Annotated in this window: 29 protein-coding genes and 3 tRNA genes; 20 read left to right on the top strand and 12 right to left on the bottom strand. The window is 64.9% G+C overall.

Annotation, left to right across the window (positions count from 1 at the left end):
* Positions 1-125: 125 nt before the first annotated feature.
* On the top strand, positions 126-1,361 hold the full coding sequence (locus OHA42_RS06300) for an IS256 family transposase (protein ID WP_406230349.1): 1,236 nt from the start codon (positions 126-128) through the stop codon (positions 1,359-1,361).
* 100 nt (positions 1,362-1,461) lie between these two features.
* On the opposite strand, the gene OHA42_RS06295 is transcribed toward OHA42_RS06300, so the two are convergent.
* Entirely contained in the window at positions 1,462-1,767 is a 306-nt protein-coding gene (locus OHA42_RS06295; RefSeq protein WP_406235342.1) for a YdcF family protein, read from the bottom strand.
* Between the two features lie 246 nt (positions 1,768-2,013).
* Here OHA42_RS06295 and OHA42_RS06290 point away from each other — a divergent pair, with 246 nt between their 5' ends.
* The 3 genes from OHA42_RS06290 to OHA42_RS06280 all read left to right on the top strand — a co-directional run bounded on the left by OHA42_RS06290 (position 2,014) and on the right by OHA42_RS06280 (position 4,015).
* Positions 2,014-2,235 carry a cold-shock protein gene (locus tag OHA42_RS06290; protein ID WP_406235340.1) on the top strand — a complete coding sequence of 74 codons (222 nt, stop codon included), beginning with the start codon at positions 2,014-2,016 and terminating at the stop codon, positions 2,233-2,235.
* Positions 2,236-2,423: 188 nt separating this feature from the next.
* The gene (locus tag OHA42_RS06285; protein ID WP_406235339.1) at positions 2,424-2,684 is read left to right on the top strand and encodes a hypothetical protein; all 261 of its coding nucleotides are present in this window, start codon (positions 2,424-2,426) and stop codon (positions 2,682-2,684) included.
* A gap of 689 nt (positions 2,685-3,373) precedes the next feature.
* Entirely contained in the window at positions 3,374-4,015 is a 642-nt protein-coding gene (locus tag OHA42_RS06280; protein WP_406235337.1) for a hypothetical protein, read from the top strand.
* A 274-nt stretch (positions 4,016-4,289) separates the two neighbouring features.
* On the opposite strand, the gene OHA42_RS06275 is transcribed toward OHA42_RS06280, so the two are convergent.
* Together OHA42_RS06275 and OHA42_RS06270 are read right to left on the bottom strand one after the other, a co-directional pair.
* Positions 4,290-4,595, bottom strand: a complete 306-nt coding sequence (locus OHA42_RS06275) for a hypothetical protein (RefSeq protein ID WP_406235335.1) — start codon at positions 4,593-4,595, stop codon at positions 4,290-4,292.
* A gap of 826 nt (positions 4,596-5,421) precedes the next feature.
* Positions 5,422-6,255: a sigma-70 family RNA polymerase sigma factor gene (locus OHA42_RS06270; RefSeq protein WP_406235333.1), complete on the bottom strand. Its 834-nt coding sequence runs from the start codon at positions 6,253-6,255 to the stop codon at positions 5,422-5,424.
* A gap of 160 nt (positions 6,256-6,415) precedes the next feature.
* Here OHA42_RS06270 and OHA42_RS06265 point away from each other — a divergent pair, with 160 nt between their 5' ends.
* From OHA42_RS06265 to OHA42_RS06215, 11 genes are all read left to right on the top strand, one after another.
* Positions 6,416-6,856 carry a hypothetical protein gene (locus OHA42_RS06265; RefSeq protein WP_406235331.1) on the top strand — a complete coding sequence of 147 codons (441 nt, stop codon included), beginning with the start codon at positions 6,416-6,418 and terminating at the stop codon, positions 6,854-6,856.
* A 14-nt stretch (positions 6,857-6,870) separates the two neighbouring features.
* Positions 6,871-7,125 carry a hypothetical protein gene (locus OHA42_RS06260; protein ID WP_406235329.1) on the top strand — a complete coding sequence of 85 codons (255 nt, stop codon included), beginning with the start codon at positions 6,871-6,873 and terminating at the stop codon, positions 7,123-7,125.
* A 2-nt stretch (positions 7,126-7,127) separates the two neighbouring features.
* Complete coding sequence (locus OHA42_RS06255; RefSeq protein ID WP_406235327.1) at positions 7,128-7,721, top strand: DUF2637 domain-containing protein; 594 nt, start codon at positions 7,128-7,130, stop codon at positions 7,719-7,721.
* Between the two features lie 16 nt (positions 7,722-7,737).
* Positions 7,738-9,012, top strand: a complete 1,275-nt coding sequence (locus OHA42_RS06250) for an FtsK/SpoIIIE domain-containing protein (protein ID WP_406235323.1) — start codon at positions 7,738-7,740, stop codon at positions 9,010-9,012.
* Positions 9,009-9,332, top strand: coding sequence for a hypothetical protein (locus OHA42_RS06245; protein ID WP_406235320.1), 324 nt, complete (start codon positions 9,009-9,011; stop codon positions 9,330-9,332). Before OHA42_RS06250 ends, OHA42_RS06245 begins: the two co-directional genes overlap by 4 nt.
* Positions 9,329-9,505, top strand: coding sequence for a hypothetical protein (locus OHA42_RS06240; RefSeq protein ID WP_406235318.1), 177 nt, complete (start codon positions 9,329-9,331; stop codon positions 9,503-9,505). The genes OHA42_RS06245 and OHA42_RS06240 overlap by 4 nt, the downstream gene beginning before the upstream one ends.
* Before the next feature lie 44 nt (positions 9,506-9,549).
* Positions 9,550-9,813: a hypothetical protein gene (locus OHA42_RS06235; protein WP_406235316.1), complete on the top strand. Its 264-nt coding sequence runs from the start codon at positions 9,550-9,552 to the stop codon at positions 9,811-9,813.
* A gap of 174 nt (positions 9,814-9,987) precedes the next feature.
* Complete coding sequence (locus tag OHA42_RS06230) at positions 9,988-10,431, top strand: hypothetical protein (protein ID WP_406235314.1); 444 nt, start codon at positions 9,988-9,990, stop codon at positions 10,429-10,431.
* A gap of 130 nt (positions 10,432-10,561) precedes the next feature.
* Positions 10,562-12,274 (top strand): replication initiator, encoded by a 1,713-nt coding sequence (locus tag OHA42_RS06225; protein WP_406235313.1) that lies wholly within the window; start codon positions 10,562-10,564, stop codon positions 12,272-12,274.
* Between the two features lie 13 nt (positions 12,275-12,287).
* On the top strand, positions 12,288-12,461 hold the full coding sequence (locus OHA42_RS06220; protein WP_406235311.1) for an excisionase: 174 nt from the start codon (positions 12,288-12,290) through the stop codon (positions 12,459-12,461).
* Positions 12,461-13,615: a tyrosine-type recombinase/integrase gene (locus OHA42_RS06215; protein ID WP_406235310.1), complete on the top strand. Its 1,155-nt coding sequence runs from the start codon at positions 12,461-12,463 to the stop codon at positions 13,613-13,615. The genes OHA42_RS06220 and OHA42_RS06215 overlap by 1 nt, the downstream gene beginning before the upstream one ends.
* Before the next feature lie 98 nt (positions 13,616-13,713).
* Here the strand turns inward: OHA42_RS06215 and OHA42_RS06210 are convergent.
* The 3 genes from OHA42_RS06210 to OHA42_RS06200 form a co-directional block, all read right to left on the bottom strand.
* A tRNA-Arg gene (locus OHA42_RS06210) sits at positions 13,714-13,786 on the bottom strand.
* A gap of 37 nt (positions 13,787-13,823) precedes the next feature.
* A tRNA-Ser gene (locus OHA42_RS06205) sits at positions 13,824-13,913 on the bottom strand.
* Between the two features lie 91 nt (positions 13,914-14,004).
* Complete coding sequence (locus OHA42_RS06200; RefSeq protein WP_406235308.1) at positions 14,005-14,745, bottom strand: dienelactone hydrolase family protein; 741 nt, start codon at positions 14,743-14,745, stop codon at positions 14,005-14,007.
* A 96-nt stretch (positions 14,746-14,841) separates the two neighbouring features.
* On the opposite strand from OHA42_RS06200, the gene hisC reads away from it, so the two are divergent.
* Positions 14,842-15,936: a histidinol-phosphate transaminase gene (gene hisC, locus OHA42_RS06195; protein WP_406235307.1), complete on the top strand. Its 1,095-nt coding sequence runs from the start codon at positions 14,842-14,844 to the stop codon at positions 15,934-15,936.
* Between the two features lie 34 nt (positions 15,937-15,970).
* Here hisC and OHA42_RS06190 read toward each other — a convergent pair whose 3' ends face one another.
* A complete protein-coding gene (locus OHA42_RS06190; protein WP_406235305.1) occupies positions 15,971-16,786 on the bottom strand; it encodes an alpha/beta hydrolase in 816 nt (271 codons plus the stop codon).
* A 58-nt stretch (positions 16,787-16,844) separates the two neighbouring features.
* Between OHA42_RS06190 and OHA42_RS06185 the strand changes: the two genes are divergently transcribed.
* Positions 16,845-17,063: a hypothetical protein gene (locus OHA42_RS06185; protein WP_406235303.1), complete on the top strand. Its 219-nt coding sequence runs from the start codon at positions 16,845-16,847 to the stop codon at positions 17,061-17,063.
* A 315-nt stretch (positions 17,064-17,378) separates the two neighbouring features.
* Here OHA42_RS06185 and OHA42_RS06180 read toward each other — a convergent pair whose 3' ends face one another.
* A complete protein-coding gene (locus OHA42_RS06180) occupies positions 17,379-17,525 on the bottom strand; it encodes a hypothetical protein (RefSeq protein ID WP_328408102.1) in 147 nt (48 codons plus the stop codon).
* A 297-nt stretch (positions 17,526-17,822) separates the two neighbouring features.
* On the opposite strand from OHA42_RS06180, the gene OHA42_RS06175 reads away from it, so the two are divergent.
* The gene (locus OHA42_RS06175) at positions 17,823-18,875 is read left to right on the top strand and encodes a nitric oxide synthase oxygenase (protein ID WP_406239124.1); all 1,053 of its coding nucleotides are present in this window, start codon (positions 17,823-17,825) and stop codon (positions 18,873-18,875) included.
* Between the two features lie 27 nt (positions 18,876-18,902).
* On the opposite strand, the gene OHA42_RS06170 is transcribed toward OHA42_RS06175, so the two are convergent.
* From OHA42_RS06170 to OHA42_RS06160, 3 genes are all read right to left on the bottom strand, one after another.
* Positions 18,903-18,987: transfer RNA gene (locus OHA42_RS06170), tRNA-Ser, on the bottom strand.
* A 24-nt stretch (positions 18,988-19,011) separates the two neighbouring features.
* A complete protein-coding gene (locus OHA42_RS06165) occupies positions 19,012-19,512 on the bottom strand; it encodes a MarR family winged helix-turn-helix transcriptional regulator (RefSeq protein ID WP_406235301.1) in 501 nt (166 codons plus the stop codon).
* 43 nt (positions 19,513-19,555) lie between these two features.
* Positions 19,556-20,731 (bottom strand): lactate 2-monooxygenase, encoded by a 1,176-nt coding sequence (locus OHA42_RS06160; protein WP_406235299.1) that lies wholly within the window; start codon positions 20,729-20,731, stop codon positions 19,556-19,558.
* A gap of 195 nt (positions 20,732-20,926) precedes the next feature.
* On the opposite strand from OHA42_RS06160, the gene OHA42_RS06155 reads away from it, so the two are divergent.
* Positions 20,927-21,889, top strand: coding sequence for an NAD(P)H-quinone oxidoreductase (locus OHA42_RS06155; protein ID WP_406239122.1), 963 nt, complete (start codon positions 20,927-20,929; stop codon positions 21,887-21,889).
* A gap of 75 nt (positions 21,890-21,964) precedes the next feature.
* Here the strand turns inward: OHA42_RS06155 and OHA42_RS06150 are convergent, their stop codons facing one another.
* A complete protein-coding gene (locus OHA42_RS06150; RefSeq protein ID WP_406235297.1) occupies positions 21,965-22,843 on the bottom strand; it encodes an RNA polymerase sigma-70 factor in 879 nt (292 codons plus the stop codon).
* 173 nt (positions 22,844-23,016) lie between these two features.
* Between OHA42_RS06150 and OHA42_RS06145 the strand changes: the two genes are divergently transcribed.
* A complete protein-coding gene (locus OHA42_RS06145) occupies positions 23,017-23,502 on the top strand; it encodes a carboxymuconolactone decarboxylase family protein (protein ID WP_406235295.1) in 486 nt (161 codons plus the stop codon).
* The last annotated feature ends 51 nt before the right edge of the window (positions 23,503-23,553 follow it).

Genomic DNA, 23,553 nt, shown 5'->3' with positions numbered 1-23,553 from the left:
TCCATCAAGATGGTGTACGAACTGAACGCCCTTGCAGCGCAAGGGTGTGTCGTAACCGTGAATGGGATGGTCACCGCGTGATCCTTCAGAAGACCTACCAAGTCATGAGAAGGAAGTTTCACGCGATGACCTCTGTCCAGCCTATCGACCCGGGCAAGATGCTGTCCGACCAACTCGCTGTCACCAGCCCTGACCTGCTGCGGAACATGCTCTCGACGTTCATCCAGACACTGATGGGCGCCGAAGCCGACGCTGTGTGCGGTGCCGGCTACGGCGAACGCAGCGAGAATCGGGTCAACCACCGCAACGGCTACCGCCACCGCGACTTCGACACTCGGGTCGGCACGATCGACGTGGCGGTCCCGAAACTGCGCCAGGGCACGTATTTCCCGGACTGGCTGCTCGAACGCCGCAAACGCGCCGAACGGGCCCTGACCTCTGTGGTGGCGACCTGCTATCTGCTCGGTGTGTCCACCCGACGGATGGAGCGCCTTGTCGAATCACTCGGTGTCACAAAGCTTTCCAAATCACAGGTCTCGATCATGGCCGCCGACTTGGACGCGCAGGTCGAGGCGTTCCGCACCCGCCCGCTCGACCAGGGGCCCTACACGTTCGTCGCTGCCGATGCCCTGGTGTTGAAGGTCCGCGAGAACGGCCGCGTGGTCAATGTCCACACCCTGGTCGCGACTGGCGTCAACGCCGATGGCTACCGCGAAATCCTGGGCATCCAGGTCACCAGCGGCGAAGACGGCGCGGGCTGGTTGGCGTTCTTCCGCGACCTGGTCGCCCGCGGCCTGTCCGGGGTCAGCCTCGTCACCAGCGACGCCCACGCCGGACTGGTGGCCGCGATCGGCGCCACCCTTCCCGGCGCCTCCTGGCAGCGCTGCCGCACCCACTACACGGTCAATCTCATGTCGATCACACCGAAGGCATCGTGGCCCTGGGTTCGCACGTTGCTGCATTCAGTCTTCGATCAAGCCGACCCGGAATCGGTTGCCGCACAATATGATCGGATGCTCGACGCCTTGACCGAAAAACTGCCGAAGGTGGCCGGTCACCTCGATGCGGCCCGCGCCGACCTGCTTGCGTTCACCAGCTTCCCCAAACAGATCTGGCGCCAGATCTGGTCGAACAATCCTCAAGAACGGTTGAACAAGGAAATCCGGCGCCGCACCGACGTCGTCGGCATCTTCCCCGACCGCACCGCCATCATCCGTCTCGTCGGGGCCGTCCTGGCCGAACAGCACGACGAATGGATCGAAGGCCGCCGCTACCTCGGACTCGATGTCCTGGCCCGCTCACGTGACACCACCGACCCCACCGAACAGGAGGAGACCACCCCCGCAGCTCTCACCGCCTAATGAAAGCCGGATCACCGGTGACCATCCCCGCTACACCACGCGTTTGGGCTTGACCCAGTGGCAACAGGCGTGAGCCGCAGATGACTTCGACTTCCGGCCATTACTTCCGGCAGATGGCGTAACTACGACGCTGTTGATAGGGCCTCGATATCAGCATTACCGACGAGATTCCCTTCCTGCCTTGCTGATTCAGCAGATCCCGGGTGAACTCAATGTTATCGCCGGTGTTCGGAGCCTTGGGTTCGACGAGGATTGCGTCCCTCCGGAACGCCGAGTTCGATCGCGTGCTCCTGTACCTCGAGTCCTGACCCCGCCCGCCCGACACCACCGAGGTTCGCCACGACTGGAAAGGCCGATACGCACCGCCCCTGTACGCAGAGCTACACGCCGTCAACACCAAGCCCATCAGGGCAGTGCCGGGCTTGCGTGCTTGCAGACGCAGCGCTCCCGCCGCTGCTTGTGCGTTGGACTACTGGCTGTACCGAGCGCGCCGACCGGTGAGCGACGCAGGTTTGCCGATCTAGCGACGCCGCCGTGCCGAGAGCGGTTCGACGGCGGTTCGACGTGTAGTAGTCAATCCGCCTCGGCTCGAGGCATTTTCGCGGGACCATGGAACGCGACCGAGTAGGCCGCGACAGGAGAGGGGCACAGGATGGAAACCGGCACAGTGTGGCGCTGGAAGCCGCGTAACGGTACCGGCGTGATCAAGCTCGATGACGCCGACAGCACGCTCGTTTGGTTCCACCTGTCGGACGCTCGCGGAGACCTCGACATCACAACGATCGCCGAGGGGCTACCGGTCGATGTCGATGTCGAACCGATCCCGCAGGGGGAATACACATATCGCGCAAAGTCGGTACACCCAAGAGACTGATACTCACCGCCCTGGCCGCCGCAGGTATCCTCGCTGCGGCCACAGGCCCGGCAAACGCCATTCCTGGCTATGCCGACTTCACACCAGGCAAACAGGACTACCGGTACGACGGTGACCACGGCACGTTCACCGGAAGCGCGGTCTACGCGAGTCAGCAACCAGAGGGTGGCAACCGGCTCATCTGGTCGTTGCAGCTCTCGCCGTACGTGCAAGGGCTCATCGTCGGCAACACGATGGCGTGCGGTGCCTATGTCGAGGGCAAGTCCGGATACTCGGACAACCACAGTGCCATCCCGGCAGACTATCGGTGGCATTCGATGGTCCCGAATCTTCAGCTCGACAAGCAGTACAAACTAGTCATGAGCTGCGCGTTCACCGCACAGAACGGGTATACGACCGCGCCTGGTCACGCCGACTTTCAGATGGTATTCACACTGAAGTTCGCCTGACCTTCGGACGCAGTGCCCGCCCACTCGCCCACCCGTGCTGTATTCCTGTGCGCTGGCGACCGCGCCGACCGGAGGACGACGGGCATCGGCATCGACGTAATCGATGAGGTGCAACGGGACGCGATGACGGGGATGGATGCCCGGTTCGAGTGACATTGCCGGCAAACGGTGTCGTCAAAGATGCAAGAAGGCCCCTCCCGGTATCCCGGAAGGGGCCTTCTACCTGTGTGCGCCCGAAGGGATTCGAACCCCTAACCTTCTGATTGATTCAGGCGTACACGACCCTCCGCTGCTGTTCGTCAGTACTGTTGGGCAGCAATATGTTTCGGACGGGCCACGGCCTCTTGGTGTGCTGTAGTACGGGTCCGTACGCGTACGTTTGTAAGGGCAAAGTACCGGTTCCTCGTGTCGGAGCCCCTAGCCTTCGCTTACGAGTGACCTGGGGACTTCCCTTCCCCTGCTTCCTCATATTGGCCATCCCTGAGCGGAGGGAGGGCGTGCCAAGGGCGCTCTTTCCCTTGACTCGTCTGAGCGAGGTCAGACAATTGGGCCATGAGGAGGCAGGGATCTATGCAACCCCGTGCAGCCACCTCGACGGCTTGCCAGCAGCGGGCAGATGCTCGGCCAACCTGGCCTTACAGTAGAACATCTCGAAAACGTTGTGTCGGTACCACGAAGAGGAATGCGGCATGCAACACGAACCTCAACACTCGCTGTACACAACAGCCCGCGATCACCAAGTTGTCGTGCTGCACAAGACTCCTATCGTCGCCTATCCATTCGGGCGACCGGAGCCGGAAGCGTCGGCCTCCGACAGTGCCGCCACGGATGAAGCACCTGCCAAAAATCGTGCCTCGGTGGAGGACCCCCGGGTTACGCACGGTCGAATCGGTGTGCCCGCACCGGTGGCGGCCATAGATAGCCGTGAGCAGAACGAGCGGGATGCACCGGCCGACACCGACTCGATATCGGCACTGCTCCGAGATGGTGACAAAGCGAACTCGACACAAGCTCCAGCCTCGGAAGCTGAGCACGATCCAAACCTCGCTGTCGAGCCGATACCGGAGTCGCTGGCACTTGCGCATGTGCGTAAGCACATCAACAGCCACGATGCCGGTACGAGCAAAGCCTCATCGGGAAGGTTAGCTGCCGAGCGGTTCAGCGTCGGCTGGATGGTGTACACACCCGCGATCGGGCGCCAGCGCGACAATGAGATCTACTATGTCACCGACGATGGAGAGCTCGAAGAAACGTCGGCGGCGACCGATCCAGCCACGTACATGAAATCTGTCAAACAGCGATTCAGGCAACGCCGGGCGCTGTTCGGATAGGCCTCCCGGGCGCAGCATCATTTTGTGCGGGTCTTTGGCCCTGCCCTGGGTTGGGTTGCACACCAGGGGCTGGCTCACCGCCTGCCCGATAAGGCCTGCCATTCACGCGCAGAGGCTCGCAGGTCAAGGGTGGCGAATGCCATCAGCTCTGCTGACGCGAATGCGCCCTTGAGGTGTGAGGGGCGCGGGATCACAATGCAGGCCAACCCAGTACAGGGCCACGCGGCCACCGGTCGCGATACCACTTACCTCACTGCGGATTCCGTTCAGCAATTCACTCGCACCTGGTGAGTGGCTTGGTGATCGGTTGTGTGCCTCCTACCGCTCGCGCGGTCGGAGAGGTGCCCGCGCGGGCGGTAGGGGCTGACCCGGTGGCTCGGAGGAGCCGGAAAAAGGGGGGCCGAAGCCCCCGGGCCGGTTCGCTGTAGTCGTCCTCGGACTCCCGTGCTGCCCAGTAGGCCGCGAGGCAGGCGCCGCAGACGTGGTCGTGCTCGTCGCCAGGGAGGTAGACCGGGAGGGTGCCGACGGCGGGGTTCGGGCAGTTGGGGGTGATGCAGGCGAGGGCGGCGGTGGTGGTCATGGTGGGGGTTCCTCTCCGGTTGGTGTCGGTGAATCTGGGCTCGCCCCGGACCAGGCCGCACCCACCCCGGCAAAGGCTCGACGGCGCGAGGGAGGTCACGCGGCTCATGCCTGCGATACCGTCACGTCCGGTTTTGGGGATAGTCCGCCGCGTGGCCTCCCTTGTGTCGGCGACACGTCTTGGCCTTTGCCGGGGTGGGTGTGGTCTGGTACGCCATCGGCAGATTCATCGACACCAACCGGAGAGGAATCCTGGTGACCACTGCTGGCACGGGACTGCATCACCCCCAACTGCTCGAATCCCGTTGGTGACCACAGCCAGTCACTCCGTCCGCCGGATTCCGTTCAGCAATTCACTCGGACCTGGTGAGCGGCTTGGTGATCGGGCAGAGTGCCGGCCTTCCGGCTGACTGGTGACGGCTCGCTGATCCACTTACCCGGGTTCGGCAGGCGGGTCTTATGAGGCAAGCGAGCGAAGCTCGTGCGGCAGCACCGTATGAGAGTCGGTGTGCTGGTGGCTGTCGATCGGGCAGAGTGCCGGCCGATTCGGGCTCGGTGATCCGTTCGGCAATTCGCTGTCGGGCGTCGTCAGGAGCTCGGATCGATGCTGTCTGAGCATTCAGGAGTTCAGGTCGTCTGCTGATAGCGCATGTGTGCCGCCGACGCGCCGGCGTCCGAGGAGCGCCGACGAGGACGCCGGTTGCGCGGCGGCGGCGCGCATGCGCCGTCGCGGGCGCCCTTGACTCTATATAGCGAAATTCAGCAACAACCCCGTGAAGTGACGGGCGTGCAAACACGCAGCCTCTTCGGTAGTTCGACGGCGAGGCTCACAGCGGCACCGAGTACGGCCCGACGAGCAGCTGGCTGCCGGTGACGACCAACTCTTGGTCGAACTCACACTCGATGATGCAGTCAGTCAGTTGTGCAGCGGGGTCGTAGACCGTACTCAGATTGGTGCTGAGCCAATGCGCGACTCCTTCGGAGCCGACAGAGGTGATGCCCGCGATGTGGACGATCACGCGGTTGTCGGCGATCCGGCGTGAGAGGTAGCCGATGTCCTTGCGGGTGCTGTCCGTGCGATACGGCGAAAAGTGCTGGCCACCACCACGGCTGTCGCTGATCGACCATCCCGCTTCGGTGCGGTCGAACGCCAATAGCGGATCGTCTGCCAGTAGATGACGGGCGACCGGCGCAGACTTCGGACCGCAAACGATGATGCAGTCACCCAGAGGGACACGTTCCGTGTCAGGGTTAATGTCGAATTGCGTTGTAGTCAAAGCCAATTCAGCGAGCTTCCGCTGCAAGTAGCCCCGAGTTGCTTCATCGTTGCTGTCGACGTAGGCGCGCTCACGCCCCTCCTCGATGCCGATTCGGCGGGGAACACCAATCGCAACAGGGCCTACGCCGAAGAATGCCCGTTCAGGCGGCGGGGCCGAGGTACGGATCTGACTGATTCGCCCCTTGGTCAGCCCGAGTCGTTCACCAATCTCCGAGAAGCTCAACCCCAGGTCACGGTTTGCCTGCTCGATCGCAGCCTTGCGCAGTCTGGCCAGCTCCGTCGAGCGTTGCTGGTAAATCCCGATGAGTTCGCCAGCGCGTAGCCCGCGCCGGATGGGATCCGGGTCATTACGGATTGCGTCGAACTCATCCTCGATAGCCACAACTCAGAGTTTAGATCCCCTTGACGAGAGATGGATCGGCATCTAATCTGGGTTTACTCCCCCTAAACAGCAACAGACCGTCTCATACGACGAGAGTTTAGGGGGGATAAACAAATGAAGTGTATGCGCAACACACCACCTCACACAGGAGCTGATTTCAATGGCACTCAAGGACATGTGGCTTTCCACCGACTTCCGTACCGTCTTCCCGATGGGGGTGTTCCTGCTCGGCGGCATCGAGGCCGTTACCGAGTTCAACGCGGACCGCAACGCACCGAAACGTCACCAGGTCGATTTCGATCGTGACGGCAACGGCACCGGCAAGCGCCTGTGGAAGGCCACGATCATGGACCCCACGGGAGGGAAAGCGGCGCAGGCCAGTTTCGATGTCGTGTTCGTCGCCGATCAGCAGCCGGTTCCCTCGACTCCGGAGATCTCGCCCGGCATCCGCCCGATCGAGCTGGAAGGGCTGATGCTCAAGCCGCGCGTGGTCGGTAACGGTGAGTTCAAGTCGATCGGCTGGAATATCCGGGCTACCGGCATCGTCGGTGACAACTCCGGTGCGAAGGTCAACCAGTCCGCCGCCGCGAAGGCTGCGTGATCGACATGTCGCACATGAGCATGCGCGTCGGCCTCTGCGCGTCGATGACGGTGGAGTACCACCCGTCCCGTGACAGTGAGTACGGCTCCAAGATCCCAGCCTCGGTGTGGATCACGCTGGACAACGAACACTCCGGGGGATCGACGGTGTTTTTCGATATCGAGCATGTTCGCCAGCTCGCCGAACAGCTGCCGGGCCTGGTGATGGCCCACGATGCCGCCGAACATGCAGTCAGGGAGCAGGCTGCCCCGATCGCTGAGGCTGCGTAGCGATGGACACGGCGGATCGGCAGTCCAAGGGTATGCGGTGGGCTCGCTGGTCCGCCGTCCTGGTCATCGTCACCATCGGCGTCGCCTCGTTCATCCTGAGCTTCGCCGCTCTGCGTGACCTGGCGATCCTGGCCAACACCCCGCACCGGTGGGCGTGGCTGTTTCCGGTGATCGTGGACGGCACCATCATCCAAGCCACCATCTCCGCGCTCGTGTTGGCGAAGTCACCGGAACGGCAATGGTTCCTGCGGGTCCTCGGTGCCGGGGCCGTGGTGTCGATCGTCTGCAACTCCATCCACGCAATCGCTGCCGGGAACCCGCTTCCGGGGTGGGCGTGTGCCATCGTCGCCGCGATCGCACCGGTATCGCTGCTCATCGACACCCACGGGCTCGCTCTGCTATTCCGTGCAGCACAACAGGATTCGGCTTCCGTGGTCATTGCCGAACCTGAACCCGTCGAAGTCCCTGCGCCCGTCGTGGCGGCTGAGGTCCCCGCTGAAGCCCTGGCCCCTGTGCCGGTGCAACCCGTCCATCACATGCCTGTGCGCCCGGCTGCCCGGTTGCTGCCCGTCGCGGCCCCGCTCACTGTTTCTTGAAAGGTGTTGATGAATCATGAGTTTGACAACCACGTTGCCCCCGCTGGCCGCGATAGCTGGTGGTGTGGGCATGGCTGCTCGGATGGCGTATTGGTCCCGGTGCAAGCCTGCGGTCCGTGCGGAGACGGTGGCGGATTGGGTGGCTGCGGCACCGATGGAGTTGAAGGCTTCGATCCTGGTGTTCTGCGATCGCCAGCAAGAGCTGATGCTGTGGCGTGAGCTGGATCTCGGCTCGGAGGATGACGGGTTCCCCACGGTCCTGGATGTCGAGTACACCGCCTACGGGCTGGATGTAGACGTGCAGATGCGTGGCGGCCACAAACTCAGCGACTGGACAGATCAGAACACCCTGGACGCCTTCGCCCAGTACCTCGGCGTCCCCGAGGTCACCGCGCTGTCGGCGTTTCCCGGATTCATCCGTATCCAGGTCAGAGTGCACGACACCCTCGCTGCTGATGTGCCGGTGCCGATGGAAGTCCCTGATCATGTGGACTTGGAAGCGGTCACCGCAGGAGTGTTCGAGGACGGGCAGAGCTGGACTGTTCCGATCCAGGGCCGTCACATCCTGGTCGCCGGCGGTATGGGTGCGGGCAAGTCGAGTCTGTTGTGGTCGCTGGTCAACGGCATAGGTCCGGCGATCCGCTCCGGTCGGGTGGAATTGCGGGTGATCGACCCCAAGGGCGGCATGGAGCTCGGCTACCTGGAACCGCTGTGCACCCGGTTCGCCTGCACCGGCGAAGAGGAAATGGTCGGGCTGCTGGAGGAAACGGTCAAGGATCTTCAAGAGGCCACGCAACGCTATCGCGGCAAGGTCCGCAAACCCGTTCCGACACCGCAGAACCCTCTTGTAGTCACGATCATCGACGAGGCGGCCACACTCTCGGCGTTCTCCACCCCGAAGATGCAGCAACGTTTCGAACAGGCTCACGGTCTGCTGCTGTCACAGGGTCGGGCGCCGCTGTATTCGGTGATCGAGACGGTGATCGATCCGTCGAAAGAGAATGTGCCACAGCGGCAGTTGCTTCCATATCGGGTCGGTATGCGTATGGACGAAGCCGGTCAGGTCGCGATGATCCACGGACAGGGCGCCCGTAACCGCGGCTCGTACTGCGACCGTATCCCGCACTCGACACCGGGTGTGTGCTACGTGCAGGAGGACGGTAAGGCCGGTTTCTCGCGGGCTCGGGCGTTCATGGTCACCGACGCCGATGTGGACCGGATCGTGGCGCAGTACAAGCCGGTTCCCCGTCCGGTCGACCTGGCCGACTTCGCCCAGGGGCGTGCGGCATGAGGACAGGGTTTGTCATGGAGTGCCATGTGGTCATCTACTGCGACGGCTGCGGCGACATCTACACCGAGAACACCGCTGAGGGCATCTGCTTCGACACGGTCAATCAGGCTGTCGGCTACCTCAACGCCCGATCCGCTGGTGTCGGCTGGATCTATGACGGCGACAAGGTCGTCTGCGACGGCTGCCAAGCATTGGCCCGCTGCACCGAACACGGTCACGCCTTCCCCGAACGCCGTATCTCCCTGCGGCGGCTCAGCAAAACCACTCATTCCCGCACCTGCACCGTGTGCGGCATCTGCGAAACCGAGGTCCTGTCATGAACACCAGCAGCCGTTACGACGACAACGTCATCGACCTGCAAGCCCGTCGTCGCTGCCAGCTGCAAGCCCGTGGCCTCGACCCCGTCACGGTCGCGGTTCACCTGCTCGCCGAAACCGGGGCACTGCCGGCTTGGGGCACCGATGACTACGACGGTGGGGACTGGGCGGCATGAACAGCCACGAGTCTTCACGCGGCTATTGGAAGCCGGATCGGGGCATGGACTTTCACCGGGTGCTGGTCTCCGCCGATCGTGGGCATCTGCGCGAATCGTGCGAGGTATTCGCCAACTACCTTCCCGACGCTACGCAGGATCGGCAGATCCAGGTGACCCTGCACAAGGAACACAACTTCGCTGCCGTGCTGCATCTGGCCATGACTGTAGACGACGCCATCGCAGTAGTTGGTGTGCTGCAAGCCGTAATCCGGCAGGCGACAGGCGGCGAGTACGCACTACCCGAGACAGGGACGGCGAGGCGGTGAACGTCGCATGAGCGCCAAACATGAAGCACCGCAAGTGAATTCGATTGTGAGGAAAGCAGCCGATCAGGTCGCCAAGACCAAGACCCGGCGTACGAGGAAGCCCAAGGCGAAGGACGTGCCTCGGTGGGACTGCCGCGGACAACTCTCGCTGTTCGATATGTCTGGAGAAGCGAAATGACTACAACATCGGTGGTCGTGGTGGCCGGGGTGTTCATCGCGGGGATGGTGCTGTGGCGACATAGGAGTCCGCAGACCTTCGAGCGGTGGATCACCTCCCCGGTCCGCGCCCGCTACCTCGCCTGGTATCGCTACCGCCGTCGTTGGACCCGCCTCATGACCGCCGCCCGCCTCACCCTCACCACGGACGGCACCACCCGAGTCCCGCGGCTGCTGTCGGTCCGCATCGGTCACACCACCGACCGGGTTCGGGTGCGGATGCTCGACGGGCACTGCCCCGCCGACTACGAAAACCGCACCACCCACCTCGCTGGCACCTTCGGTGTCCAGGGTTGCGACGCCGCACTCGTCGGTCCCGGAACGGTCGAAATCGTCCTGCACCAACCGAATTCCATCACCACAACCGACGTCTTGCCGGACAACCTGAAGGACGTGGCCTGACCGACATCAACGACCGAGGCCGGACCGGGGACACCACCCCTGATCCGGCCTCCGGACCATCCACCCGGCAAACCTCAGCCGAGAAACACCGACCAGATCACCACCGAAACCCGAAGGGGGACAACACGTTATGACCGCACCGATAATCGGCATCGCCCCCAACCGGGAAACCGCTGCCGACCGACGCGCGATGCCCGACATCAACGACATCGCCGAATCCGCCGCCGAGAAGGAAGGTGTGTGCGCCCGCGTCGTGCCCATGCGGGCGTTCGATCCGATCACCTCCCGCACCTCCTACGTCGGCGCCCCCTGCAAGTCCACCAACGCCACCACCTGTCCGGCCTGCGCCAAAGCAAACCGCTATCTGCGCATGACTCAGCTGCGCGAAGGCTGGTGTACCGAACACGAACCCGTCGACACCACAACCGAACCGACCCAAGCCCAACAGGACGTATTGGGCGGGCGCGCAATCCTCTTCACCGACTACCACGACGCTCGCCGTGATGGAGATCACGAACTCGCCGACGCGATCAAAACTCTGGTTGCCGAGCTCGATGTCGAGCTGCGTGAACTCGGCGTCCGTGGCCGACTCCCAGCCTTGGATGAGAAGCCCCGCCGCAAAGCGAAGTCCACCCGTCGCCGTGACGACGTGCCCGACCTGCCACGCAAGAAGGTCAACAAGGCCCTCACCGTGGGCACCGCATACGCGAATGGCAAGCATCGGCCCTCGACATTCTTCACCATCACCCTGGACTCCTTCGGGCACATCAACAAGGTCCGCGACCCCGAGACCGGGAAGATGGTCTCCGATGGTTCCCCGCGCGACCCGGAGTCCTACGACTACGCCCGCCAGGCCCGCGACACCATCCACTTCGCCCGGCTGTTCGACCGGTTCATGCAGAACCTGCGTCGCGCGGTCGGCTGGAACGTCCAATACTTCGCGACCGTGGAACCACAGAAACGTGGTGCCCCGCACCTGCACATCGCTATCCGGGGCTCGATCCCCTCGCAGCTGCTGTATCAAGTCACCGCGGCAACCTACGTCAACATCTGGTGGCCGCACTTCGACACCCCGGTCTACACCGGGGCGAACATGCCGCAGTGGGACTACACCGCCGGCACTTTCACCGACCCGCGCACCCGTAAGCCGCTGACCTATTGGGATGACGCCCTGGCGGTGATGGACACCGTGGACGATCTCGAACCTGCCCACACGCTGAAGTTCGGTGGCCAGTCCAAGGCGGTGCAGATCCTCGGCGGCTCGGAGGAGATGGACACCAAGGTTCGGTATCTGACGAAGTACCTGACCAAGTCCATTGGGGAAGTCCTGGAGACCGACTCGACCCGCGTTGCGGTGCATTACGACCGGTTGCACGCCGAGCTGCAGCAGACTCCGTGCTCGCCTCGGTGTGGTGTGTGGTTGCGCTACGGCATCGTCCCCAAGGGCGCCAACGAGAAGACCCAGCCGGGCAAGTGCAAAGGCAACGCCCACCGGCGAGACACCCTCGGCCTGCCTGGTCGACGTTGCTTGAACTCGGGTAGGTGGTCGGGCAAGACGATTCCCGATCACAAGGCTGATCGCCTCGACTTCGTCCGCCAGGAGCTCGCCCGCGTCGGGATCCTCAAGCCGGATACCTCGCATCTGCGGATCACACCGGTCGGGCCTGCTGACAAGGACGCACCGCCTCGTTCGCATCTGGTCATGGCGCTAGTCGCTGCCCGGATCAACGACCGCGCCGAGTACACCAATGCCCGCCTCACCATGACCGACGGACCACCAGGCGATCCCCGGGGAACCGGTGTGTCACATGAGTTTTCGACTGTTCAGCAATCGGCAGCATAGGGAGGAACCCATCATGTCCAAGCTTCTCAACGAGTCCGAAGTCCGCAAGTTGATCCCGATCGGTCACAGCAAGTACTACGAGCTGATCGGCTCCGGTGCGCTGCGCTCGGTCAAGATCGGCCGTCGCCGGTTCGTCACTGAACAGGCCATCACCGACTACATCGCCGAACTCGACCAGGCCGCCTGATGCCACGCCAGAGGATGGCCCCTGGCGAGTGGGGCAAGATCACAGTCAAGAAGTTGGGGCCTGGCCAGTTCACCGCATCGACCTACGTCCGAGATGAGGATGGGGTACGCCGGCAGGCCGAGCGGAGTGGATCGACTGAAGAGGCTGCGCGTCGGGCTTTGTTGCGGCATCTGAAGAAGCGAACCACGCCCACTGTGGGTGCTGTAGTGAGTGAACGAACGTCGTTGTCGGAGCTGTTCGACGTGTGGATTGCGACGAAGGATCACCTGAAGGCCCAGTCACGCGACGAGTACCGCAGGTTGTGGGCCAAACACGGTGAATCCCAGCTGGGCGCGTTGCGCGTGCGCGAGCTTTCGACGAGTCGTGCGGAGCGCTACATTGCAACGTTGCCCACCTCGCGGGCTCGGATGTTGCGCGTGGTGTTGGTCGGCATGTTCGCAACGGCGGTTCGGTATGACGTACTTGCCGTGAATCCGATTCGGGAGGTGACGCGCAAGTCCGGCAAGGCTGCACCAGCGCGGGCGTTGACGCCGGAGGAATTCGCTGTGGTTCGTTCGGCAGTGCAGGTGTACCGGGAGCGGCCTGGCGTCAGTGGACCGCGTCCGGGCCGGTTGCTTCTGGAATTCATCGATGTGATGGCGTCGACAGGATGCAGGCCGAATGAGGTGCTCGGGTTGCGGTGGTCCGATGTCGATTTGCTGGCTGATCCACCGACAATGACCGCGGATGGCACGGCGTTGGACCACGGCAAGGTGACGGGGAAGGGCGTGCATCGTCAGGACGAACGCAAGGGCGGTGCTCCGGCGCATACGGTCGTTCTTCCGAAGTTGGCGGTGGAAGCATTGACCGGACTGTTCGGCAATGCCACCGATGCGGAAGGTCCGGTGTTCGCGAACCGTGATGGCGGATGGATGAGCCTGGCGAACCTGCGCCGGTCACTGCGGTCTGCTTTGCCTGATGAGCTGCGATGGGTGACGCCGTACAGCTTCCGGCGGACGGTGGCGACAGTGGTCCGCGACGATCTCGGTCCAGCGCAGGCTCAGGCTCAGCTGTCGCACGCGAAGCTGTCGACCACCGAGCAGCATTACCTCCAGCGGCAGACCCAGGGACCGGACGTTCGCGGCACCCTCGACCGATACGCCGAGGGAAAGTAACGGTTCGTTTGTATGGGCAAAGTACCGGATTCGGTACAAACTACCTTGAATGCCGATCGGCCCCTGAACTGTCCGTGCAGTTCAGGGGCCGATTCTTGTGCGCCCGAAGGGATTCGAACCCCTAACCTTCTGATCCGTAGTCAGATGCTCTATCCGTTGAGCTACGGGCGCATGCGGTGTTCAGTTGTTACCCGGCGAACCGGGGTTGTGGCGGAGGCGAGAGGATTTGAACCTCCGGTCCCCGTGAAGGGACAACTCATTAGCAGTGAGTCCCATTCGGCCGCTCTGGCACGCCTCCTGGAGCCTTCTCTTCGAGGGCACCGGTCCTTTCGAACCGCCGAGCATGAAGGTTACAGGAGCTGATGTCCAGATCGCAAAACGCCTGGTTATCACCGTAGATTGCTGTCGAACCAGTCGAAAATCCTGGTTTGCGAGTCGATGAAATCACGGTCGTCGTCGAGGCCCGGACGATCGGCGCGGTGCGCCAGGCCGGGGTAGCTGATGACGAGGCTGGCCACCGCGGCGCGGGCGGCCGCGTCGCGCAGTTTTTCGACGTGGTCGGGCGGGGTGGCGGGGTCGTCGGAACCGTAGAGGCCGAGCCAGGGAGCCTGCAGATTCGGGGCGGCGTTCAGGAGGGCGTCGGCCCGGTCGGTCAGCGGCTCGACGATGCCGGGCGCCGCGACGCTCACCGCCGCGCCGATCGGCCGGTTGGTGGCGACGAGGAAGGCAGCGGTGCCCGCGTGGTCGAAGCCGAGCACGCCGATGCAGTCGGGGAACACACCACGACGGGTCAGCCAGTCGAAGCAGGCGTCGAAATCCTCGAACAGCTCGTCGCCGAAGATCTCGGCGGCCGGTTCACCGTCGGCCCGATGGAAAAGGTTCGGTGCAACCACCGTCCAGCCCTCGGTCGCCAGCGCGGCCATGAGCTCCAGCAACGACCCGGTGAACTCACGGGACTCGTGCAGCACCACGATCCCGCCGCGGGCATTGCCCTCCGGCTCGGTCACGGTGATGGGCACCTGTTTCTCGGCCGCTTGTTGCCGGTTGTCCACCGACAATTCCGCGTTTGGATCGAAAATCATGTCGTCGCCACGGCGCAGCGGCGCAATATCGTCATAAGTGCCCGACATGGAACCAGCGTAGGGCGACATGCTGATATTCGCGAGAAATTGCACGTGAGCGGCCCTACCCCACAGATTTTCTGGTGCCCGGCATAGGCTTGGAGCGTGAGCGCGAAGATCCGGCCGGACCTCGATTCCATTCCGGCGTACGTCCCTGGCCGCAACCATCCCGGCGCAGTCAAGTTGGCCAGCAACGAAACGACCTTCGGTCCGCTGCCCGCCGCGGCGAAGGCGATCGCGGAGGCCGCCGAATTGGCCAACCGGTATCCGGACAATCAGGCCACGGAGCTGCGCGCGGCGCTTGCGGACTTCCTCGGCGTCACCACATCGAATGTCGCCGTCGGCTGCGGCAGCGTCGCACTGTGTCAGGAACTCGTGCAGATCACCTGCTCCGCGCCGACCGACGAGGTGCTGTTTGCCTGGCGCTCGTTCGAGGCGTACCCGATCGTCACCCAGGTCGGTAACGCGACCGCGGTGCAGGTGCCGCTCACCCCGGAGCTGGTGCACGATCTGGACGCCATGGCGGCCGCGGTCACCGAACGCACCAAGTTGATATTCGTGTGCAATCCGAACAACCCGACGGGCACCGCGATCGACAAGGATCGGCTGCAGCGCTTCCTCGAAGCGATCCCGAAGCGGGTGCTGATCGTGCTGGACGAGGCCTATTACGAGTATCTGCGGCTGACACCGCAGGACCGCCCCGACGGCGTCGAGCTCGGCCGCACCCGGCCCAATGTCGTTGTGCTGCGTACCTTCTCCAAGGCTTACGGCCTGGCCGGCCTGCGGGCGGGCTACGCCATCGGTGATCCCGTGGTGATCTCCGCGCTGCTGAAGGTGCATATCCCGTTCAGCGTGAACCGGGTCGCACAGGCTGCCGCGATCGCCTCGCTGGAGGCGCGGCACGAACTGCTGGACCGGACCGACACCCTCGTCGCCGAACGCGAGCGAATCCGCGACGCGTTACTCGCGGCCGGTTACTCGGTGCCGCCGAGCGAGTCGAACTTCGTGTGGCTTCCGCTCGGTACGCGCAGCGCCGAGTTCGGCGAGGCGAGCGCGGAGGCCGGCGTGCTGGTGCGCCCCTACGGCGCCGACGGTGTCCGGGTGACCATCGGCGACCTGCACGAAAACGATCAGTTCCTGCGCTTCGCCACCGATCCGAGCGTTGCGGCCGAGTTCGGGGTTGCGACACAGTTCGGCTGAGCGCCCGACGTTGGGCTGAGCGCCCGCGGTTGGGCTAGGCGACGCCGAGAGCCCGCGACACCGTCGGCCACGACCGGGCGAGTTCATCACGCCAGTACGGCCACGAGTGGGTTCCGGTCAGCCGGAAGTGCGAGGTCACCGGGATGCCGAGCGCGGCGAATCGCTCGGCGAGCCGCTGCGTGCACAGATTCGTGGCGGCCTCCAGCGGACCACCGAATCCGATGGTGCTGACTATCTCGGGGTTGTCCGGCGTGTCGTACTCGCCGGGCAGGCCGCTGCCCACCGAGAGGTAGATCGCCTTGCCGCGCAAGGCTTCCGCGTTCAGCATGACGTCGTGGGCGAGCCATGCGGGATCGTTCTGCTTGCCGAACATATTGTCGGGCTGACCACGGTAGGTGGCCACGATCGCGCGGGCCTGCGTCTGCCCGAAGTCGGTTCCCATGGAGAAACAGCCGCTGTGCCCAGCCACTGCCACGTATAGCTGCGGCTGCCGGAAGGCGAGCATCATCGCGGCCTCGGCGCCCATCGAGACACCCATGACCGCATTGCGCCCATTACCCTCGAATTTCGCATCGATCAGCGGCGGCAGCTCCTTGGTGAGGAACGTTTCCCACCTATTGGTGCCGAGCACCGGATCCGGCTGCTGCCAGTCGGTGTAGAAGCTGGCCGGGCCGCCCACCGTCAGCACCACATTGACGTCTTTGTCTTCGAAGAATTCCTCCGCGTGCCCCTGTTCGGTCCAGTTGTTGCTGGTCGGGTTCGCAGCGCGGCCGTCGAGCATGTAGACCGTCGGGCGCGCATGGTTGCGCTCACGCGGCAGCAGCACGTGCACCTCGACGTCGCGGCTCATAGCGGGCGAGTCCACGAACACCCGCAACCAGCGGTCGTTGATCGGTTCGATGTGGTCGATGGCCGCCCGACGCGCGGGCGCGGTTGTCGGCTCGGCCGGGGCGGGCCCGTCCGCGGATCCGGTGCTGGGCCGCGGCGGATCGCCGGGCGCCGCGGATCCCGAGGACGCACCGATCGCCACCGCACCCGTTATCAGTGCAACACTCACCATGGCGCTGGAGACCCAACGCCGCACCCTGGGCCGAGACAGCATGATCGCCATCCTGCCAGAGATGTAAAAGTGGCCGCCGCCGCCATGTCAGCGCCGAATCCGGCGGGATCTGCGCCACCTTACAATTCTCGGTCGGCGGCCAGGCTGTGCTGCCAGCGCCGTTCCACCCCGGCGACGCGCCACCCGCCACCGCGACCGCCCGGGTCACTACGAACAGACCGACGACGATGTAGCCGAGATCACCCGAAGCCAGGTTCCGTCCAGAACCAGAAACCGACCGTGTGGACTTTCCGGTGCTGTTGTCTGCCACCAGCTTTCGGGCGGGTGTGGTCGATCCCGGCGAGGAGAGCCGAACCGATCGATCGGACTGCGACACGCCGGATCAGGACAGCACGCCGCAGCCGAGCAGCCAAAACCGTGAATCCAGGCACACGACCAGCACACCGGTCGTACGCTGCTGCACGGGCCTTTTCAGCCGTCGATTGGGACGAGCATGATCGCGGATAGCAAACACCGGCAGCAAGGTCATGCTGCTATGTGCGCCCGCGGCAAACCGTTAGCTCGTCCCGCGCCCTCGGTAGGCCAGCACGCCCGCCGCGCGACCGCCGCAACCCTCGAGTTATCTCGAGGCCCACCGGATGTCGTCGGGATCGACTGCGCCTAGGTGCGCGAATTCTCTGCTCGAAACATGTCCGTCTGTTTGGCCGCAGTACCTGATGCCCGACCGGAGAAAACTGTGAATCAAGTGTTTCCCGTAGCGTCGCTCGACAAACAGCTCGAAACCCCTACCGACACCGAGTCTTTCAGCCTCGAGCTACGGCGGCGCATGCATGAATGCGACGAATTCTTCCGCCGGCCCGAACTGGCCCATCTGTCGACGCACCGTCGTCGCAGCGCGCTGGAGCAACTAGAGCAGACCGGCAGTTACCAGCAGACGGCCGAGGAAATCCTGATCGGAGCCAAACTCGCGTGGCGCAACCACGCCCGCTGTGTCGGTCGGAAACACTGGCGGTCGCTGAAGCTGCTCGATGCGCGGCGAGTGCGCTCGGCCCGGGAGCTCGCAGAGGTCTGCTGGCAGCATTTGCACATGGCAACCAATGGCGGCGCGATCCAGTCGATGATCACCGTCGGCCCGCCACGCCAGGCCGACGGACGCGAATTCCGCATCGTCAGTCCACAATTGATCCGGTATGCGGGATATCGCAATGGCGACGGCTCCGTCACCGGCGATGCGGCCAATATCGCGATCACCGAGTTCGCGACGAAGCTCGGTTGGTGCGGCGCGCGAACACCTTTCGACATTCTGCCGGTGCTCATCAGCACGCCCGACGAGCCGATCCGCTGGTTCAACGTGCCGCCCGAGCTGGCACGGGAGGTCGCGCTCGAACACCCCGAATTCGACTGGTTCGCCAGCCTCGGCCTGAAATGGCATGCGGTGCCTGCGGTTTCGAATATGAACCTGGAGATCGGCGGCATCACCTACCCGTTCGCCCCGTTCAACGGCTGGTACATGGGCGCGGAAATCGGTGCGCGCAACCTCACCGACACCAACCGCTACAACATGCTCCCGCTGATCGGCGAGATGATGGGTCTGGACACCCGCCACGAACGCACCCTGTGGCGCGACCAAGCCCTCGTCGAACTGAACCGGGCAGTGCTGCACAGCTTCCGCAGATCCGGCGTCTATATCGTCGACCACCACACTGTGGCCAAACAGTTCTGCGACCACGTCAAGCGTGAAGAGGCCGCGGGCCGCGCCTGTCCAACCGACTGGACCTGGGTCAACCCCCCGATCTCCGCAGGGCTGACCCCCACCTTCCATCGGTATTACGACCCGCCGGACCTCGACATCCGCCCGAATTTCGTCCAACGCCGCTGACCGCGAGGGACGAATGGCCAACTATTGCGGAGACGGAGGGATTTGAACCCCCGGTCGCTCTCGCGACGCTCGCTTTCAAGGCGAGTGCATTCGGCCGCTCTGCCACGTCTCCAGGGTCACGATCGTAGCGGACGGATCAGCCGGCACGCTCTCCGATCACCCGGTCGATGCACGCGAAGGCCTCGCCGATCGCTTCCAGTTGGACGGGTGTCAGCAGGCCGACGAAGTCGCGGCGAACGGCGTCGACGTGTCCGGGGGCCGCCGCCTCCAGTCTGCGCATGCCCTCCTCGGTGAGTTCGGCCAGCACACCGCGGCCGTCCTCGAGGCAGGTATTGCGGCGCACCATGCGCTGGTCTTCCATGCGCCGGATCTGATGGGTCAGCCTGCTCCGGGACGAGAGCACGCCATCGGCGAGCTCGCTCATGCGCAGCGATCGACCGGGCGCCTCCGACAGCAGGACCAGGATCCGGTATTCGGCGAGGCTGAGGTCACTGTCGCGTTGCAGCTGTCGATTCAGCGCTGCCATCAGGCGCTGGTGGCCGTCCATGTAGGCCCGCCATGCGCGTGCCTGCCCCGGGTCGAGCCAATTCGGCTCCGCAGACACGCGAGGGCTGGGTTCGGGATGCACGTTCTCCATTCTAAGCGCGTCCGATCTGGCATAATCCCAGGCCGCGCGGAGTTCAGCGCGCGGTCGCGACGAGCGATCGGTCCAACTCGCCCGGGCTCGCGCAGCCGGAAAGCCCGAGCGTGGAGTCGAAATCGGCCAACAGCACCCGTAGCGCATGGCGCACACCCTCCCGCCCGGCGATGCCGAGACCGTAGGCCCACGGCCTGCCGTACAGCACCGCCTTCGCGCCGAGCGCCAGCGCGATCAGCAGGTCCGAGCCGGTGCGCACGCCGGAATCGAAAAGCACGTCGGCGCGGTCGCCGATGGTGGCGACGACGGCGGGCAACGCGTCCAGCGCGGCGATCGAGCCGTCCACCTGGCGGCCGCCGTGATTGCTCACCACTACCGCGTCGGCGCCCGCGTCGACCACCTGGCGGGCATCCTCAGGGTGCAGGATGCCCTTCACCGCGATCGGCAGATCGGTCCATTCGCGCAGCCGGGCGAGGTCGGCCGGGCGCAGGGTGTGGTTGCCGAACACGCCGGCCCAGGTGAGGATGGCCGCCCGCATCGCGTCCGCACTGTCTTCCGGCGGCGTCGGCAATTTCGCGCGGAAGACCGGATCGGACAGATAGTTGGCAATGCCCTTGCCGTGCAGGAACGGCAGATGCGCAACCTCCAGATCGCGTGGCCGCCAGCCGAGACTCGGGGTGTCGACGGTGACGATGATCGCCTTGGCCCCCGCGCGCTCGGCGCGGGCGACGAACGAGCGCGCGAGCTCGTCATCGCTGGGCCAATACAGCTGATACCACCACTCGCCCGCCGCCGCGCCGACCTCCTCGATGGTCGAGGAGGCCGCCGTCGACAGCACCGTGCCGAGGCCGAGTTCCTTGGTGACCTCGCCGACGACCACCTCACCGCGCTCGTGCAGCAGTTCGAGCACCCCAACGGGCGCGGTGAGCACCGGCGCGGCCAATCGGGTGCCGAGCACCTCCACCGACAGATCGCGCGCCCCCGGCCCTGAGGTGCCGCGCAGCATCCGCGGCACGATCCGATGCCGATCGAACGCGCTGCGATTGGCCGCGGCGGTCCGTTCCGACGACGCGCTGCCCGCCACATACGCGAAGGCGGCCGGGTCGAGCAGCTGCTGTGCCCGCTGCTCCAATCCCGCGGCCGTCATCGGCAATTCGGGCACCGAACCACCGAGTCCACCCAGGTAGATCTCGTTCTGGAAGTCGACGAAGCCGCTCACGGGTGGGACGGTAGTCCGTTCGATCCGTTCGCGCAGGATGCTCGTCGGATTGGGTGCGCCGAGTATGCGGCGCGGTGTCACAGCTGCCGAGTCGACGGCTCGAATAGGCCGTCGCGCGCACGGTCCGATGGCGCACCCGGCAGGATGGGTCGGGTGCGTGCAATCAACCTGAACGGTTTCGGCGGGCCCGAGGTGATGGAGTGGACGGCAACTCCTGACCCGGCGCCGGGGCACGGTGAGGTGCTGATCGAGGTGGCCGCGGCCGGTGTCAATCGCGCGGATCTGTTGCAACGCCAGGGTTTCTATCCGCCGCCGCCCGGGGCGAGCGGGATCGTCGGCTTGGAAGTCTCCGGTGTGATCGCGGAGCTCGGCGACGGTGTGCACGACTGGCATGTCGGCGATCGCGTGTGCGCGCTGCTGTCCGGCGGCGGTTACGCCGAACGGGTCGTGGTGGCGGCGACGCAGGTGCTTGCGGTGCCCGACGGACTGGATCTCGGTGCGGCGGCCGGATTGCCGGAGGTAGCCGCGACGGTGTGGTCGAACCTCGTCACGACGGCGGGCCTGCACGCGGGCCAGCTGGTGCTCATCCACGGTGGTGGCAGCGGAATCGGCACCCACGCCATCCAGTTGGCGGTGACCCGAGGGGCGCGGGTCGCGGTGACCGCGGGGTCGCAGCAGAAGCTGGAGCGCTGTAAGGAGCTCGGTGCGAGCGTGCTGATCAACTATCGCGACGACGACTTCGTCGCGCGGATCCGCGCCGAGGAGTCCGGCGCGGGCGGCCCCGGCGCCGACATCATCCTCGACAACATGGGCGCCGCCTACCTGCCGCGCAACGTAGAGGCACTCGCCCAGCACGGCCACCTGGTCGTCATCGGCATGCAGGGCGGCGTCAGCGGAGAACTGAATCTCGCTGCGCTGCTCGGCAAATGGGGCAGCATCCACGCGAACAATGTGCGCAACAGACCCGCCACCGGCAACCACAGCAAGGCCACGATCATCGCCGACCTGAACCGCCAGGTCTGGCCGCTGATCGCCGACGGCACCATCGTGCCGGTCATCCATGCGGAGATCCCGATCGAGGACGCCCCCGAGGCCCACCGGATGCTCGATTCCGGCGAGACCTTCGGAAAAGTGATCCTGCGCGTCCGCGAGATCTGACCACCATGCCGAAGTCCGGCCGGTCGGCCGGATCGGCGACCCGTCGGGTAGCGACGCCGACGGAGTCTTTCGGACTCAGCGGCTCACCGCGGTCTCCTGTTCGACACGAGACAGCTTCGCAGGATTGCGCACGGCGTAGAGCCCGGTGATGAGGCCCTCGTCGATGCGCACCGCCACGACGGTGTCGATCTCGCCGTTGAGCCGGAGAATCAGCGCCGGGTTGCCATTGACCTGCGCCGGCTGCAGCGACGCCGCGGCAGCGATCCTGCCCAGCACGGCGGCTACGCTGCCTGCCCCCACAACGGGCGACAGCGCGGCCTGCACGACGCCGCCACCATCACCCAGCAGGACGACGTCCGGCGCGAGCAGGTCGAGCAGGCTCTGCAGATCGCCTGTTTCGATCGCGCGTCGAAACGCTTCGAGTGCGTCTCGGGTCTCGGCCGCGGAGACGACCCCGCGCGGCCGGCGCGCGGCAACGTGCGCCCGCGCCCGGTGGGCGATCTGGCGGACCGCGGCCGGCGTCTTGTCGACGGCTTCCGCGATCTCGTCGTACTCCAGATCGAATACCTCGCGCAGCACGAACACCGCCCGCTCGGTCGGCGCGAGCGTCTCCAGCACCAGCAGCATCGCCATCGAGACGCTGTCGGCCAACTCGACGTCCTCGGCCACGTCGGGCGCGGTCAGCAGCGGCTCGGGCAACCAGGGACCGACGTAGGACTCCTTGCGACGGCCGAGCGTACGCAGCCGGCTCAGCGCCTGGCGGGTGGCGATCCGAACAAGGTATGCACGCTGCTCCCGCACCGCATCGAGATCGACGTCCGCCCATTTCATCCAGGTCTCCTGCAGGACGTCCTCCGCGTCGGCGGCCGAACCGAGCATCTCGTAGGCGACGGTGAACAGCAGGTTGCGGTGGGTGACGAACGCCTCGGTGGCGGAGTCCATGCGCTCGCTCATCGGCGGCTCCTGTCTGTGCGCTCTCGACTGTGTCGGGCACAAGACGCCGGTACCAACCGTTTTGTGACACCCGCGATCGGTGGCCCACATCACATGGCCGCGCTGTCACGGGGATCGGGTCGTCGGCATCTTGTGTTCGTTCGGTACGCAACACCACCAGTAAGGACGAAATCATGGACGCCCGATTCAACATGCTCGACAACCCGACCGGCGCGAAGTTCGGCAAGCGGTTTGCCAACACCAGTCTGGTGATCGAACAATCGACGCTACCGAAGGCCACGCAGGAGCTGGTGTCGCTGCGCGCCAGCCAGATCAACGGCTGCGGTTTCTGCGTCGACCTCCACACCAAGGAGGCCGCGGCCGCCGGTGAAACCGCAGTCCGGCTCAACCTGGTCGCCGTCTGGCGCAAGGCCAGCGTGTTCACCGAGGCCGAGCGGGCCGCGCTGGCGCTCGCCGAGGAGGGTACCCGGCTCGCCGACGCCCAGCACGGCGTGTCCGACGAGACCTGGGCCCAGGTGCGCAAGCACTACGACGATGACCAGATCGCCGCGCTGGTCTGCCTGGTCGCCCAGATCAACGCGGCCAACCGGCTCAGCGTGATCGTGCGCAACCAAGGGGGTTCCTACCAGCCAGGCATGTTCGCCGGCATGACGAACTGATCGGCAGACGAATCCCGGCCCAGGATTACTCGATCCGGGCCGGGCATGTCC

Origin of the sequence: Nocardia sp. NBC_01009 (assembly GCF_045208035.1) — a bacterium.
GTDB lineage: Bacteria > Actinomycetota > Actinomycetes > Mycobacteriales > Mycobacteriaceae > Nocardia.
This window is presented reverse-complemented; position numbering and strand designations above follow the sequence as displayed.

Bases quoted from the DNA above. Each gene is read 5' to 3' on its own strand.
- OHA42_RS06300 (WP_406230349.1), top strand. From the start codon at position 126: ATGACCTCTGTCCAGCCTATCGACCCGGGCAAGATGCTGTCCGACCAA.
- OHA42_RS06295 (WP_406235342.1), bottom strand. From the start codon at position 1,767: ATGGGCTTGGTGTTGACGGCGTGTAGCTCTGCGTACAGGGGCGGTGCG.
- OHA42_RS06290 (WP_406235340.1), top strand. From the start codon at position 2,014: ATGGAAACCGGCACAGTGTGGCGCTGGAAGCCGCGTAACGGTACCGGC.
- OHA42_RS06280 (WP_406235337.1), top strand. From the start codon at position 3,374: ATGCAACACGAACCTCAACACTCGCTGTACACAACAGCCCGCGATCAC.
- OHA42_RS06275 (WP_406235335.1), bottom strand. From the start codon at position 4,595: ATGACCACCACCGCCGCCCTCGCCTGCATCACCCCCAACTGCCCGAAC.
- OHA42_RS06265 (WP_406235331.1), top strand. From the start codon at position 6,416: ATGGCACTCAAGGACATGTGGCTTTCCACCGACTTCCGTACCGTCTTC.
- OHA42_RS06260 (WP_406235329.1), top strand. From the start codon at position 6,871: ATGAGCATGCGCGTCGGCCTCTGCGCGTCGATGACGGTGGAGTACCAC.
- OHA42_RS06255 (WP_406235327.1), top strand. From the start codon at position 7,128: ATGGACACGGCGGATCGGCAGTCCAAGGGTATGCGGTGGGCTCGCTGG.
- OHA42_RS06250 (WP_406235323.1), top strand. From the start codon at position 7,738: ATGAGTTTGACAACCACGTTGCCCCCGCTGGCCGCGATAGCTGGTGGT.
- OHA42_RS06245 (WP_406235320.1), top strand. From the start codon at position 9,009: ATGAGGACAGGGTTTGTCATGGAGTGCCATGTGGTCATCTACTGCGAC.
- OHA42_RS06240 (WP_406235318.1), top strand. From the start codon at position 9,329: ATGAACACCAGCAGCCGTTACGACGACAACGTCATCGACCTGCAAGCC.
- OHA42_RS06235 (WP_406235316.1), top strand. From the start codon at position 9,550: ATGGACTTTCACCGGGTGCTGGTCTCCGCCGATCGTGGGCATCTGCGC.
- OHA42_RS06230 (WP_406235314.1), top strand. From the start codon at position 9,988: ATGACTACAACATCGGTGGTCGTGGTGGCCGGGGTGTTCATCGCGGGG.
- OHA42_RS06225 (WP_406235313.1), top strand. From the start codon at position 10,562: ATGACCGCACCGATAATCGGCATCGCCCCCAACCGGGAAACCGCTGCC.
- OHA42_RS06220 (WP_406235311.1), top strand. From the start codon at position 12,288: ATGTCCAAGCTTCTCAACGAGTCCGAAGTCCGCAAGTTGATCCCGATC.
- OHA42_RS06215 (WP_406235310.1), top strand. From the start codon at position 12,461: ATGCCACGCCAGAGGATGGCCCCTGGCGAGTGGGGCAAGATCACAGTC.
- OHA42_RS06200 (WP_406235308.1), bottom strand. From the start codon at position 14,745: ATGTCGGGCACTTATGACGATATTGCGCCGCTGCGCCGTGGCGACGAC.
- OHA42_RS06190 (WP_406235305.1), bottom strand. From the start codon at position 16,786: ATGAGCCGCGACGTCGAGGTGCACGTGCTGCTGCCGCGTGAGCGCAAC.
- OHA42_RS06185 (WP_406235303.1), top strand. From the start codon at position 16,845: ATGGCCGCCCGACGCGCGGGCGCGGTTGTCGGCTCGGCCGGGGCGGGC.
- OHA42_RS06180 (WP_328408102.1), bottom strand. From the start codon at position 17,525: ATGACCTTGCTGCCGGTGTTTGCTATCCGCGATCATGCTCGTCCCAAT.
- OHA42_RS06175 (WP_406239124.1), top strand. From the start codon at position 17,823: ATGCATGAATGCGACGAATTCTTCCGCCGGCCCGAACTGGCCCATCTG.
- OHA42_RS06165 (WP_406235301.1), bottom strand. From the start codon at position 19,512: ATGGAGAACGTGCATCCCGAACCCAGCCCTCGCGTGTCTGCGGAGCCG.
- OHA42_RS06155 (WP_406239122.1), top strand. From the start codon at position 20,927: ATGGAGTGGACGGCAACTCCTGACCCGGCGCCGGGGCACGGTGAGGTG.
- OHA42_RS06150 (WP_406235297.1), bottom strand. From the start codon at position 22,843: ATGAGCGAGCGCATGGACTCCGCCACCGAGGCGTTCGTCACCCACCGC.
- OHA42_RS06145 (WP_406235295.1), top strand. From the start codon at position 23,017: ATGGACGCCCGATTCAACATGCTCGACAACCCGACCGGCGCGAAGTTC.